At 67.4% G+C, this 13225-nt stretch carries 17 protein-coding genes and 1 pseudogene; all 18 read left to right on the top strand.

Annotated elements, in window-relative coordinates; genetic code table 11:
* A pseudogene (locus tag AB0M20_RS01670) lies at window positions 1-1930 on the top strand (DNA-directed RNA polymerase subunit beta'); the annotation flags it as partial.
* Between the two features lie 101 nt (window positions 1931-2031).
* Window positions 2032-2343, top strand: coding sequence for a hypothetical protein (locus AB0M20_RS01665; protein ID WP_364292001.1), 312 nt, complete (start codon window positions 2032-2034; stop codon window positions 2341-2343).
* 31 nt (window positions 2344-2374) lie between these two features.
* Window positions 2375-2860, top strand: a complete 486-nt coding sequence (locus tag AB0M20_RS01660) for a hypothetical protein (protein WP_364291986.1) — start codon at window positions 2375-2377, stop codon at window positions 2858-2860.
* 368 nt (window positions 2861-3228) lie between these two features.
* Window positions 3229-3603, top strand: a complete 375-nt coding sequence (gene rpsL, locus AB0M20_RS01655) for a 30S ribosomal protein S12 (RefSeq protein WP_014440718.1) — start codon at window positions 3229-3231, stop codon at window positions 3601-3603.
* Between the two features lies 1 nt (window position 3604).
* Window positions 3605-4075, top strand: a complete 471-nt coding sequence (rpsG, locus tag AB0M20_RS01650; RefSeq protein WP_041831882.1) for a 30S ribosomal protein S7 — start codon at window positions 3605-3607, stop codon at window positions 4073-4075.
* 42 nt (window positions 4076-4117) lie between these two features.
* Window positions 4118-6214: an elongation factor G gene (gene fusA / locus AB0M20_RS01645; RefSeq protein WP_364291983.1), complete on the top strand. Its 2097-nt coding sequence runs from the start codon at window positions 4118-4120 to the stop codon at window positions 6212-6214.
* Between the two features lie 127 nt (window positions 6215-6341).
* The gene (gene tuf / locus AB0M20_RS01640; protein WP_364291980.1) at window positions 6342-7535 is read left to right on the top strand and encodes an elongation factor Tu; all 1194 of its coding nucleotides are present in this window, start codon (window positions 6342-6344) and stop codon (window positions 7533-7535) included.
* Between the two features lie 277 nt (window positions 7536-7812).
* A complete protein-coding gene (gene rpsJ / locus AB0M20_RS01635) occupies window positions 7813-8121 on the top strand; it encodes a 30S ribosomal protein S10 (protein WP_007073037.1) in 309 nt (102 codons plus the stop codon).
* Window positions 8122-8133: 12 nt separating this feature from the next.
* Window positions 8134-8784, top strand: coding sequence for a 50S ribosomal protein L3 (gene rplC / locus AB0M20_RS01630; protein ID WP_364291977.1), 651 nt, complete (start codon window positions 8134-8136; stop codon window positions 8782-8784).
* Complete coding sequence (rplD, locus tag AB0M20_RS01625) at window positions 8781-9434, top strand: 50S ribosomal protein L4 (protein ID WP_364291974.1); 654 nt, start codon at window positions 8781-8783, stop codon at window positions 9432-9434. The genes rplC and rplD overlap by 4 nt, the downstream gene beginning before the upstream one ends.
* Window positions 9431-9733: a 50S ribosomal protein L23 gene (rplW, locus tag AB0M20_RS01620; protein WP_364291971.1), complete on the top strand. Its 303-nt coding sequence runs from the start codon at window positions 9431-9433 to the stop codon at window positions 9731-9733. The genes rplD and rplW overlap by 4 nt, the downstream gene beginning before the upstream one ends.
* Before the next feature lie 13 nt (window positions 9734-9746).
* Entirely contained in the window at window positions 9747-10586 is an 840-nt protein-coding gene (gene rplB / locus AB0M20_RS01615) for a 50S ribosomal protein L2 (protein WP_364291969.1), read from the top strand.
* A 12-nt stretch (window positions 10587-10598) separates the two neighbouring features.
* Window positions 10599-10880, top strand: a complete 282-nt coding sequence (gene rpsS, locus AB0M20_RS01610; protein WP_014440726.1) for a 30S ribosomal protein S19 — start codon at window positions 10599-10601, stop codon at window positions 10878-10880.
* 40 nt (window positions 10881-10920) lie between these two features.
* On the top strand, window positions 10921-11373 hold the full coding sequence (gene rplV / locus AB0M20_RS01605) for a 50S ribosomal protein L22 (RefSeq protein ID WP_364291966.1): 453 nt from the start codon (window positions 10921-10923) through the stop codon (window positions 11371-11373).
* A complete protein-coding gene (rpsC, locus tag AB0M20_RS01600) occupies window positions 11373-12230 on the top strand; it encodes a 30S ribosomal protein S3 (protein ID WP_364291963.1) in 858 nt (285 codons plus the stop codon). The genes rplV and rpsC overlap by 1 nt, the downstream gene beginning before the upstream one ends.
* Window positions 12231-12233: 3 nt before the next feature.
* Window positions 12234-12659, top strand: coding sequence for a 50S ribosomal protein L16 (gene rplP / locus AB0M20_RS01595; RefSeq protein WP_364291960.1), 426 nt, complete (start codon window positions 12234-12236; stop codon window positions 12657-12659).
* A complete protein-coding gene (rpmC, locus tag AB0M20_RS01590) occupies window positions 12659-12892 on the top strand; it encodes a 50S ribosomal protein L29 (protein ID WP_364291957.1) in 234 nt (77 codons plus the stop codon). The genes rplP and rpmC overlap by 1 nt, the downstream gene beginning before the upstream one ends.
* Entirely contained in the window at window positions 12889-13164 is a 276-nt protein-coding gene (gene rpsQ / locus AB0M20_RS01585) for a 30S ribosomal protein S17 (RefSeq protein WP_364291954.1), read from the top strand. The genes rpmC and rpsQ overlap by 4 nt, the downstream gene beginning before the upstream one ends.
* The last annotated feature ends 61 nt before the right edge of the window (window positions 13165-13225 follow it).

The raw sequence follows: 13225 nt of genomic DNA, 5'->3' as shown, positions 1-13225 counted from the left end.
GCTCGTCGAGACCACCCTGGGACGGGTGCTCTTCAACGAGACGCTGCCGCCGGGCTACCGCTACGTCAACTACGAGATCCGCAAGGGTCAGCTCTCGCAGATCGTCAACGACCTCGCCGAGCGCTTCCCCAAGGTCGCCCTGGCGGCGACCCTGGACGCGCTCAAGGAGGCCGGCTTCCACTGGGCCACCTGGTCCGGTGTGACGATCGGCATGGGCGACGTCATCGGCCCGCCCCGCAAGCCGGAGATCCTGGCCCGCTACCAGATCGAGGCGGACCGGATCGACAAGCAGTACCAGCGGGGCCTGATGACCGCCGAGGAGCGTCGCGGCGAGCTCATCGAGATCTGGACCAAGGCGACCAACGAGATCTCCAAGGAGATGGAGACCGCGCTGCCGCAGGAGAACCCGCTCTGGGTGATGATCAACTCCGGCGCTCGCGGCAACCTGCTCCAGCTCCGGCAGATCGCGGCGATCCGTGGTCTGGTGGCCAACCCCAAGGGCGAGATCATCCCGCGGCCGATCACGTCGTCGTACCGCGAGGGTCTGACCGTGCTGGAGTACTTCATCTCCACGCACGGTGCTCGTAAGGGTCTGGCCGACACCGCGCTGCGTACCGCCGACTCGGGTTACCTGACCCGGCGTCTGGTGGACGTCTCGCAGGACGTCATCATCCGCGAGGAGGACTGCGGCACCGACCGCGCGATCCCGATGCAGGTGGCGGACAAGCTGGACGACGGCAAGCTCATCGTGCACGTGCACGCCGAGACCGGTGTCCACGCTCGTACGCTGGCCGACGACATCGACGACAAGGACGGCAACCGCGTCGTCTCGCGCGGTGACGACCTCAACTCGATCCTGGTGGACAAGCTGGTGGCCGCGGGCGTGGAGAACGTCCGGGTGCGCAGCGTGCTCACCTGCGAGTCGAAGCTGGGCGTCTGCGCGGCCTGCTACGGCCGGTCGCTGCCGACCGGCAAGTCGGTCGACATCGGCGAGGCGGTCGGCATCATCGCGGCCCAGTCGATCGGTGAGCCGGGCACGCAGCTGACGATGCGTACCTTCCACACCGGTGGTGTCGCGGGTGAGGACATCACCCAGGGTCTGCCGCGTGTGCAGGAGATCTTCGAGGCCCGCGTGCCCAAGGGCAAGGCGCCCATCGCCGACACCCCGGGCCGCGTGCGGATCGAGGACGGCGAGCGCTCGCGGAAGATCATCGTGGTGCCGGACGACGGCAGCGACGAGATCGTCTACGACAAGATCTCGAAGCGCGTCAAGCTGCGGTTCCACGACGGCGATCACGTCGGCGTCGGCGAGAAGCTGACCGAGGGCACCATCGACCCGCACGAGCTTCTGCGGATCATGGGTCCGCGGGCGGTCCAGGTCCACCTGACCCAGGAGGTCCAGGAGGTCTACCGCTCGCAGGGTGTGCTCATCCACGACAAGCACATCGAGATCATCATCCGCCAGATGCTCAAGCGGGTGACGGTCATCGACTCCGGCGCGACCGAGTTCCTGCCGGGCGTGCTGGTCGACCGGGCGCTCTTCGAGTCGGAGAACCGCCGGCTCGTCGGCGAGGGCGGCGAGCCCGCTGCCGGTCGCCCGGTGCTGATGGGTATCACCAAGGCCTCGCTGGCCACGGATTCCTGGCTCTCGGCGGCCTCCTTCCAGGAGACCACCCGGGTGCTGACCGACGCGGCGATCAACTCGCGTAGTGACTCGCTCGTCGGCCTCAAGGAGAACGTGATCATCGGAAAGCTCATCCCGGCCGGTACGGGCATCAGCAAGTACCGCAACATCCGGGTCGAGCCCACCGAGGAGGCCAAGGCCAAGGTGTACTCGATGACCGGGTACCCGGAGACCGACTACGGCTTCGGGCCGGCCAGCGGGCAGGCTGTGCCGCTGGACGACTTCGATTTCGGGTCGTACCGCTGACGGTTTGATTTCTCTGGAGGGCGGTCGCGCGTGAGCGCGGCCGCCCTTCGGGCTTTAATGGGTACGTGAGCCTCCCTGCCGCCGCCCCGACGCGCCACCCGATGGATCCGGAGCCGGCGTCGTCCACCAAGGCCCGCGCGGTCTTCGCGCTCGGCCTCACGGCGCTGCTCACCGGCGCACTCGTCGGTGGCGTGATCCCGGCCACTGTGGCGCTGGTCCTGGCCCGTCAGACGCACCGTCAGCAGTTCGCGGCGGGCGGCTACCTCACCGGCAACAAGTGGGTCCGCCGCGGCCGCAAGCTGGCCTGGGCCGGGATCATCCTGGCTCTGGCGGCGCTGGTGTTGGCCACGATCAGCGGCCTGCTGCACGTGGCCGGCGCACCGGGACAGGACTTCGACACCAACACGGACTGACGCTTTCATGTTCGGGTGACATGCTGGAGGCGTGACCTACCCCCAGCCGGCCCAGCAGGGGCCCGGGTTCTCCGCCCGGGCCGGAGGCACCTCGGCCGGCAGCAGCACAGACGGCGCCTGGCGGCCGGCCCGGGTGGACCCCCTGCCCGGCACGGAGTTCGCACTCGTCCAGCTCCAGGTGCCGCCGAGCACGTCCGGCCTGGCGATCGGCTCGATGATCGCCGGCATCGCCTCGATCCTGGTCTCGGTGCTCGTGCTGTGCTTCGGAGCGGTCGGCTCGGGCGAGGGTTGGGGCGGCTTGGTGGCCGGCGCGTTCGCGCTGCTCGCGGTGCTGGTCGGCGGCGGGGCGGTGGTGCTGGGCCTGGTCGCGAAGCGGCAGGTCCGCCGGTCCGGCCTCGACGGGCGGCTCCGGTTCGTCGGCCGCGGGCAGGCGACGGCGGGCATTTCGTGCGGGTCCGCGGGGGCGGGAATCGCCCTGCTGAGCTTGGCGTTATCACTGGTGTTGCAGTTCTCGTGACGTGCTGACTCGCCAGATCGAGGCACCCGGTACACTGGACTGCGGGGATTCTCACCAGGCCTCGTTTTGACCCTTGAGCGTGTGGTGGGTAATCTTCTTCCTCGTGCCCGGGCTTGCCCGGGCAAGTCGTGCGTGCGCCCTTCAGTCGTAGGCAAGACGCGACGTAGGTAAGGGCAGCAGCGGGACGGGGCTTGATAAGCCCGATACAGACAAGACCCGGTGCGCGTTGACAAACGCGCGGCGGGACCGTGAGCCGGACGACACGCCCGACCGCGGGTGCCGGACGATCCCCCCGGGTCGTCCAGGTACACAAGGCAGACAAGACGGTGCGGCCGTTTGAAAGCGGCCGAAGGGAGCGGAGAAACCCGGTGCCCACGATCCAGCAGCTGGTCCGAAAGGGCCGCCAGGCGAAGACGAGCAAGACCAAGACGCCGGCGCTGAAGGGAAGCCCTCAGCGGCGCGGCGTGTGCACGCGCGTCTACACCACTACCCCCAAGAAGCCGAACTCTGCGCTGCGCAAGGTCGCTCGTGTGAAGCTCAGCAGCCAGATCGAGGTGACGGCGTACATCCCGGGCGTCGGCCACAACCTGCAGGAGCACTCGATCGTGCTCGTGCGTGGCGGTCGTGTGAAGGACCTCCCGGGCGTCCGCTACAAGATCGTTCGTGGTTCGCTGGACACCCAGGGTGTCCGCAACCGCAAGCAGGCCCGCAGCCGTTACGGCGCGAAGAAGGAGAAGAGCTGACATGCCGCGTAAGGGCCCCGCTCCGCGCCACCCGGTGGTCGCAGACCCGGTCTACAACTCGCCGCTGGTCACCCAGCTGGTGAACAAGATCCTGGTCGGCGGCAAGCGTCAGCTTGCCGAGCGCATCGTGTACGGCGCACTGGAGGGTTGCCGCGAGAAGAGCGGCACCGATCCGGTGGTGACGCTGAAGCGTGCGATGGACAACGTGAAGCCGACCCTCGAGGTCCGCAGCCGCCGTGTCGGTGGCGCGACCTACCAGGTGCCGGTCGAGGTTCGCACCCCGCGGCAGACCACGCTGGGCCTGCGCTGGCTGGTGCAGTACTCGAAGGCCCGTCGCGAGAAGACCATGATCGAGCGTCTGCAGAACGAGCTGCTGGACGCCAGCAACGGCCTCGGTGCCGCGGTCAAGCGTCGCGAGGACACCCACAAGATGGCGGAGTCCAACAAGGCCTTCGCGCACTACCGGTGGTAGTTCACCACCACCTGACGACGACGAAGACGAAGAGGGATTGAAGTGGCTGCCGCAGACGCGCTCGCCAAGGTACGCAACATCGGCATCATGGCGCACATCGACGCTGGTAAGACCACGACGACCGAGCGGATCCTGTTCTACACCGGTATCACCTACAAGATCGGTGAAGTCCACGAGGGCGCGGCCGTCATGGACTGGATGGAGCAGGAGCAGGAACGCGGGATCACGATCACTTCCGCCGCCACCAAGTGCGAGTGGAAGGGTCACACGATCCAGATCATCGACACGCCCGGCCACGTCGACTTCACGGTCGAGGTCGAGCGGTCGCTGCGTGTCCTGGACGGTGCCGTCGCGGTCTACGACGGCGTGGCCGGCGTGGAGCCCCAGACCGAGAACGTCTGGCGGCAGGCGGACAAGTACCACGTTCCTCGGATGTGCTTCGTCAACAAGCTGGACCGCACCGGGGCGGATTTCTTCCGCTGCGTGCAGATGATGATCGACCGGCTGAACGCCACGCCGCTCGTGCTGCAGATCCCGATCGGCCTCGAGGGCGATCACATCGGCGTCGTCGACCTGGTCACCATGAAGGCGTTCACCTGGCGTGGGGAGACCCAGAAGGGTGACGACTACGCCATCGAGGAGATCCCGGCCGACCTGCTGGACTCCGCGACCGAGTGGCGCGAGAAGCTGATCGAGACGCTGGCCGACGTGGACGACGACGTCATGGTCAAGTACCTCGACGGCGTCGAGCTGTCGCAGGAAGAGATCAAGGCCGCCATCCGGCGCGCCACGATCGCCAGCAAGGCGAACCCGGTGCTGTGCGGTTCGGCGTTCAAGAACAAGGGCGTGCAGCCCATGCTCGACGCCGTGATCGACTTCCTGCCGTCGCCGCTGGACATCCCGGCGATCGAGGGCATCGCGGCCGACGGCGAGACGCCGCTGCTGCGCAAGCCGTCGAACTCGGAGCCCTTCTCCGGCCTGGCCTTCAAGATCCAGACCGACAAGCACCTTGGCAAGCTCACCTACTTCCGGGTCTACTCCGGGACGGTCGAGACCGGAAACCAGGTGGTCAACTCCACCAAGGACCGCAAGGAGCGGATAGGCAAGATCTACCAGATGCACGCGAACAAGCGTGAGGAGCGCTCGTCGGCGCAGGCCGGCGACATCATCGCGGTGCAGGGTCTGAAGCAGACCACCACCGGCGACACGCTCTGCGACCCGCAGAACCCGGTGATCCTGGAGTCGATGACGTTCCCGGAGCCGGTCATCCAGGTCGCCATCGAGCCGAAGACCAAGTCCGACCAGGAGAAGCTCGGCATCGCGATTCAGCGGCTGGCCGAGGAGGACCCGACCTTCCGCGTTTGGAACGACGAGGAGACCGGTCAGACCGTCATCGCCGGCATGGGCGAGCTGCACCTCGACATCCTGGTCGACCGCATGCGGCGTGAGTTCAACGTCGAGGCGAACATCGGCAAGCCGCAGGTGGCGTACCGGGAGACCATTCGCGGCACGGTCGAGAAGCTCACCTACGTGCACAAGAAGCAGACCGGTGGCTCGGGCCAGTACGCGAAGGTCATCGTCTCGGTCGAGCCGTTGCCGCTCGACGCCGACGGTCCCACCTACGAGTTCGTCAACGCCGTGTCCGGTGGTCGTATCCCGAAGGAGTTCATTCCGTCGGTCGACGCCGGTGCCCAGGACGCCCTGCAGTACGGCGTGCTGGCCGGCTACCCGATGGTCGGTGTGAAGCTGACGCTGGTGGACGGGCAGTACCACGAGGTCGACTCGTCCGAGATGGCGTTCAAGATCGCCGGCTCGATCGTGATGAAGGAAGCGGCCCGCAAGGCCGACCCCACTCTGCTCGAGCCGATGATGGCCGTCGAGGTCACCACGCCCGAGGACAACATGGGCGACGTCATCGGCGACCTCAACTCCCGCCGCGGCCTGATCCAGTCGATGGAGGAGCGTTCCGGCGCTCGTGTCATCAAGGCATCGGTGCCGCTGTCGGAAATGTTCGGCTACGTCGGCGACCTGCGGTCGAAGACCCAGGGCCGGGCGAGCTACAGCATGCAGTTCGACTCCTACGCCGAGGTTCCGGCCAACGTGGCGAAGGAGATCATCGCGAAGGCGACCGGTGCCTAGGTCGTCGACGAGGTGAGGCTCGTGCGGCCCGTCGTGGGCCGCACGGGCACCAGCAGTCGACAGAGTCCCAGTCGCCTCGTCGGGCGTGCCGGGCAAGAAATGAAAACCAGTCCACAGGAGGACACCAGTGGCGAAGGCGAAGTTCGAGCGGACTAAGCCGCACGTCAACATCGGCACCATTGGTCACATCGACCACGGTAAGACGACGCTGACTGCGGCCATCACGAAGGTGCTGCACGACCAGTACCCGGACCTGAACCCGTACACCCCGTTCGACGAGATCGACAAGGCGCCTGAAGAGAAGGCCCGTGGTATCACGATCTCGATCGCACACGTCGAGTACCAGACCGCGTCGCGTCACTACGCGCACGTGGACTGCCCCGGTCACGCGGACTACATCAAGAACATGATCACCGGTGCCGCCCAGATGGACGGCGCGATCCTGGTGGTCGCCGCGACCGACGGCCCGATGCCGCAGACCAAGGAGCACGTGCTCCTGGCCCGCCAGGTCGGTGTGCCGTACATCGTCGTCGCCCTGAACAAGAGCGACATGGTGGACGACGAGGAGCTCCTGGAGCTCGTCGAGCTCGAGGTACGCGAGCTGCTCAGCACCTACGAGTTCCCGGGCGACGACCTGCCGGTCGTGCGCGTCTCGGCGCTCAAGGCGCTCGAGGGCGACGCGGAGTGGACCGAGAAGCTCATGGAGCTGATGAACGCGGTCGACACCGCGATCCCGCAGCCCGAGCGTGACACCGAGAAGCCGTTCCTCATGCCGATCGAGGACGTCTTCACGATCACCGGTCGTGGAACGGTCGTCACCGGCCGGGCCGAGCGCGGCATCCTCAAGCCGAACGAAGAGGTCGAGATCGTCGGCATCCGCGAGAAGTCGACGCGGACCGTCTGCACCGGCATCGAGATGTTCCGCAAGCTGCTCGACGAGGCCCGCGCGGGCGAGAACGTCGGCCTGCTGCTGCGCGGCATCAAGCGCGAGGACGTCGAGCGCGGCATGGTCGTGGTCAAGCCGGGCACGAGCACCCCGCACACGGAGTTCGAGGGCCAGGTCTACATCCTCTCGAAGGAAGAGGGCGGCCGGCACACCCCGTTCTTCCAGAACTACCGTCCGCAGTTCTACTTCCGCACCACGGACGTCACCGGCGTCGTCACGCTGCCCGAGGGCACCGAGATGGTCATGCCGGGCGACTCCACCAGCATGTCGGTCAAGCTGATCCAGCCGATCGCCATGGAGCAGGGCCTGAAGTTCGCGATCCGCGAGGGTGGCCGCACCGTCGGCGCCGGAACGGTCACGAAGATCAACGTCTGACACCGACCCCGATTAGCATCGCCGCGCTCGATACGGCATACTAGTCAGGTTGCGTCCGAGCGGGGTGGTCAGCCACGCCTTGTGGCTGGCCACCCTTGCCGGGTGTCCGGTGTGTTTGACGGCCGCCGGCGCCCCGATCCCCGAGGGTTACCACAGCGCGATTGCGAGACGCTGGGCTGGGTGCAAAAGCACGACACGCCCGACCGCGGGGGTCGGACAAACAGGCGAAGGGCCCCTTCGCACGTAGCGGCATCGAGAGAAGGAAACAGAAGCCATCATGGCGGGACAGAAGATCCGCATCCGGCTCAAGGCCTATGACCACGAGGTCGTGGACTCCTCGGCGCGGAAGATCGTCGAGACGGTGACGCGTACCGGTGCGCAGGTTGCGGGCCCGGTGCCGCTGCCCACGGAAATCAACCGTTTCTGCGTGATCCGTTCGCCGCACAAGTACAAGGACTCGCGCGAGCACTTCGAGATGCGTACGCACAAGCGTCTGATCGACATCATCGACCCGACTCCGAAGACGGTCGACTCGCTGATGCGCCTCGACCTTCCGGCTGGCGTCGACATCGAGATCAAGCTGTAGGGATTCGCGACAATGGACAGGCAAGTGAAGGGCATCCTGGGCGCCAAGCTCGGCATGACCCAGGTCTGGGACAACAACAAAGTCGTCCCGGTCACTGTGGTGCAGGCCGGCCCGTGCGTCGTGACCCAGGTCCGCACCCCCGAGACCGACGGCTACTCCGCGGTCCAGCTGGCGTTCGGCGCCATCGACCCGCGCAAGGTCAGCAAGCCGAAGGGCGGCCACTACTCGAAGGCCGGTGTGTCGCCGCGGCGCCACATCGTGGAGCTGCGCACCACCGACGCCGGTGAGTACGAGCTCGGCCAGGAGGTCACCGTCGAGTCGTTCGCGGCGGGCACGCCGATCGACGTGACGGGCAAGACCAAGGGCAAGGGCTACGCCGGTGTCATGAAGCGGCACGGCTTCCACGGCCTCAAGAGCAGCCACGGCGTCGAGCGCAAGCACCGCTCGCCCGGCTCCATCGGCGCCTGCGCCACCCCGGCGCGCGTCTTCAAGGGCACGCGCATGGCGGGCCGTATGGGCAGCCGGCGCTTCACCGTGCAGAACCTCACGGTGCAGGCGATCGACACCGAGAACAACCTCATCCTCGTCAAGGGCGCCGTTCCCGGCCCCAAGGGTGCGCTGATCCTGGTCCGCACCGCGGCGAAGAAGGGCGGTGCCAAGTGAGTTCCGTTGACGTGCTCAACGTCCAGGGTGAGAAGGCCGGCTCGGTCGAGCTCCCGGACAGCGTGTTCGACGTGCAGGCGAACATCCCGCTGATGCACCAGGTCGTGACGGCCCAGCTCGCGGCCGCCCGGCAGGGCACGCACAAGGTGAAGACCCGCGGCGAGGTCGCCGGCGGCGGCAAGAAGCCGTACAAGCAGAAGGGCACCGGTCGCGCCCGGCAGGGCTCGATCCGCGCGCCGCAGTTCGCCGGCGGTGGCGTGGTCCACGGCCCGGTGCCGCGTGACTACAGCCAGCGGACCCCGAAGAAGATGAAGGCCGCCGCCCTGCGTGGCGCCCTCTCCGACCGGGCCCGCGAGGGTCGCGTCCACGTCGTCGAGTCCTTCGTCTCCGGCGACAAGCCGTCGACCAAGGCCGCGATCGCGACGCTGCGGAAGGCCACCGAGAGCACCAAGGTGCTGGTCGTGCTGGACTTCAACGACGAGCTGAACTGGACCTCGCTGCGCAACGTGCCGACCGTGCACCTGCTCGAGGCCGGCCAGCTGAACACGTACGACGTGCTGGTCGCCGACGAGGTGGTCTTCACCAAGGCGGCGCTCGACGAGTTCCTCGGTCAGCCCGCCGATGCGACTGCCGAGGAGGAGGACAAGTGAGCACGATCGCCGATCCGCGGGACGTCATCATCGCGCCCGTGATCTCCGAGAAGAGCTACAGCGTTCTCGACCAGAACTGGTACACGTTCCTGGTCCACCCGGACGCCAACAAGACGCAGATCAAGATCGCGATCCAGCAGATCTTCGACGTCCGCGTGCTGACCGTGAACACCGCGAACCGCGAGGGCAAGCGCAAGCGCACCCGGACCGGGTTCGGGCAGCGCAAGGCGACCAAGCGCGCGATGGTCAAGCTGGCTGACGGCGACCGGATCGACGCCTTCGGCGGGCCGGTCAGCTAAGGGGTTATGACTCATGCCTATCCGTAAGTACAAGCCGACCACGCCGGGCCGTCGCGGCTCGAGTGTCTCGGACTTCGCCGAGATCACCCGGTCGACGCCGGAGAAGAGCCTGCTGGTTCCGCTGCCCAGGAAGGGTGGACGCAACGTCCACGGCCGCATCACCACGCGGCACCAGGGCGGTGGCCACAAGCGGCAGTACCGGCTGATCGACTTCAAGCGCAACGACAAGGACGGCGTGCCGGCCAAGGTCGCGCACATCGAGTACGACCCCAACCGGACCGCACGGATCGCTCTGCTGCATTACGCCGACGGCGCGAAGCGTTACATCATCGCGCCGAAGGACCTCAAGCAGGGCGACCGGGTCGAGTCGGGCGTCGGCGCGGACATCAAGCCGGGCAACAACCTGCCCATGCGCAACATCCCGGTCGGTACGACGATCCACAACGTGGAGCTTCGTCCCGGCGGTGGCGCCAAGCTGGCCCGGTCGGCCGGCGTCGGCATCCAGCTCCTCGGCCGCGAGGGCGTGTACGCGACGCTCCGCATGCCCTCCGGTGAGATCCGTCGCGTCGACGTGCGCTGCCGCGCCACGATCGGCGAGATCGGCAACGCCGACCAGTCGAACATCAACTGGGGCAAGGCCGGCCGCATGCGGTGGAAGGGCAAGCGCCCGACCGTCCGTGGTGTCGCCATGAACCCGATCGACCACCCGCACGGTGGTGGTGAGGGTAAGACCTCGGGTGGTCGCCACCCGGTGAACCCGGCGGGTAAGCCCGAGGGCCGTACCCGTCGCAAGGGTCAGCCGAGCGACAAGATGATCGTTCGCCGCCGCTATGCGACCCGCAAGCGCGGGTAACGGGAGTAGAAGATGCCACGCAGCCTGAAGAAGGGCCCGTTCGTCGACGACCACCTGATCAAGAAGGTGGAAGTCCAGAACGAGAAGAACTCGAAGAACGTCATCAAGACCTGGTCGCGGCGCTCGACGATCATCCCCGACATGCTCGGGCACACGATCGCCGTGCACGACGGGCGCAAGCACGTCCCGGTGTTCATCACCGAGGCCATGGTCGGGCACAAGCTCGGTGAGTTCGCTCTGACCCGCACGTTCAAGGGTCACGAGAAGGACGACCGCAAGAGCCGTCGCCGCTAAAAGCAGATACACGGATTAAGAGGATTTAGGAGCTACAGCGATGCCAGTCAAGGGCGACGCTCCGGTGCTTCCGGGCGCGCGGGCGATTGCGCGACACGTGCGCCTCTCGCCGAACAAGGCGCGCCGGGTGGTCAACCTCGTCCGCGGTCTGCCCGCGAAGGAGGCGCTGACCGTTCTGCAGTTCGCGCCTCAGGCGGCGAGCGAGCAGGTCTACAAGGTTCTCGCGAGCGCGATCGCGAACGCGGAGAACAACGAGCGGCTCGACCCGGACGCGCTCCTGGTGAGTGAGGCGTTCGTCGACGAGGGCCCGACGCTCAAGCGGTTCCGGCCGCGCGCGCAGGGTCGCGCGTACCGGATCCGTAAGCGCACGTGCCACATCACCATCGCGGTCGAGGCGGTCCAGGTGGCCCGTCCGGCCAAGAAGGCCGCACCGGCCAAGAAGGCCACCAAGGCCGCCGAGCCGAAGGCCGAGACCACGGAGGACGCCGAGTAATGGGTCAGAAAGTTCACCCCACCGGGTTCCGCCTCGGCATCTCCACCGACTGGAAGAGCCGCTGGTTCGCGGACAAGCTCTACAAGGACTACATCGGCGAGGACGTCAAGATCCGCCGGATGATGTCCAAGGGCCTCGAGCGCGCCGGCATCTCCAAGGTGGACATCGAGCGGACCCGCGACCGGGTGCGCGTCGACATCCACACCGCCCGGCCGGGCATCGTCATCGGCCGTAAGGGCGCGGAGGCCGACCGCATCCGCGGCGAGCTCGAGAAGCTCACCGGCAAGCAGGTCCAGCTGAACATCCTCGAGGTCAAGTACCCCGAGTCGGACGCTCAGCTGGTCGCCCAGGCGGTCGCGGAGCAGCTGTCCAGCCGCGTCAGCTTCCGCCGGGCCATGCGCAAGGCCATGCAGTCGGCCATGAAGAACCCGATCTGCAAGGGCATCCGGGTGCAGGTGTCCGGCCGTCTCGGCGGCGCGGAGATGAGCCGCACGGAGTTCTACCGTGAGGGCCGGGTTCCGCTGCACACGCTGCGCGCCAACATCGAGTACGGCTTCTTCGAGGCCCGTACCACGTTCGGTCGCATCGGCGTGAAGGTCTGGATCTACAAGGGCGACGCCGTCGCCGGTCGCGAGGCCGCCCCCGAGGCGCCCGCGCGTCCGCGCCGGGACCGTGCCGACCGTCCGGACCGTCCGCGCCGGGGCCGTTCCGGCTCGTCCGGCACGACCGCGGGTGGCACCGAGGCCGGTCGCGCCGCCGCCGCACAGGCGAAGGCCGACACCCCGACCGGCGAGTCGGTCAGCGATGCGGCTGTCGCCACGGCGCCGGCCACGACCGAGACGCAGCAGGAGGGCTGACACATGCTGATGCCGCGCAAGCCCCCGAAGGGCTTCCGCAAGCCGCACCACCCGGACCGCCACGGCGCGTCCAAGGGCGGCAACCGGGTCGTCTTCGGTGAGTTCGGTATCCAGGCCCTGGAGCCGGCGTACGTGACCAACCGGCAGATCGAGTCGGCGCGTATCGCGATGACCCGTCACATCAAGCGTGGCGGCAAGGTCTGGATCTCGATCTTCCCGGACCAGGCCCTGACCAAGAAGCCCGCCGAGACCCGCATGGGTTCCGGTAAGGGCTCGCCGGAGTGGTGGGTGGCGAACGTCAAGCCGGGACGCATCCTCTTCGAGATGTCGTTCCCGAACGAGACGGTCGCGCGCGAAGCGATGCGTCGTGCGATCCACAAGCTCCCGATGAAGTGCCGCATCGTGACACGCGAAGGGGTGGAAGGCTGATGGCAGCGGGCGTTAAGGCAGCCGAGCTGCGCGAGCACTCCGATCAGGAGTTGATCGCGAAGCTGCGGGAGGCCAAGGCGGAGCTGTTCAACCTCCGCGTGCAGGGCGCTACCGGCCAGCTCGACAACCACCGTCGGCTCCAGGTGGTCCGCAAGGACATCGCCCGGATCTACACGATCATGCGCGAGCGGGAGCTGGGTCTTTCGACCGCGCCGGATGAGGTGACCGCATGAGTGAGAACACTGCCGCCGCGCCGCGGGCCCAGCGCAAGGTGCGTGAGGGCCTCGTGGTCAGCGACAAGATGGACAAGACCGTCGTCGTCGAGGTCGAGGATCGTGTCAAGCACGCCCTCTACGGCAAGGTGCTCCGTCGCACCCGCAAGCTGAAGGTGCACGACGAGCAGAACGCGTGTGGCATCGGCGACCGGGTTCTGCTGATGGAGACCCGTCCGCTGTCCGCCACCAAGCGGTGGCGGGTCGTGGAGATCCTCGAAAAGGCCAAGTGAGTTTGCCGGGCCGGCCAGCGCCGGCCCGGTGGACCACCCGTCCAACCGCCTCACCACCGCC

It is taken from the genome of Actinoplanes sp. NPDC051633, assembly GCF_040681735.1.
GTDB lineage: Bacteria > Actinomycetota > Actinomycetes > Mycobacteriales > Micromonosporaceae > Actinoplanes.
Note: the sequence above shows the minus strand (reverse complement) of the source record. Positions and strands in the feature narration are given on the sequence as shown.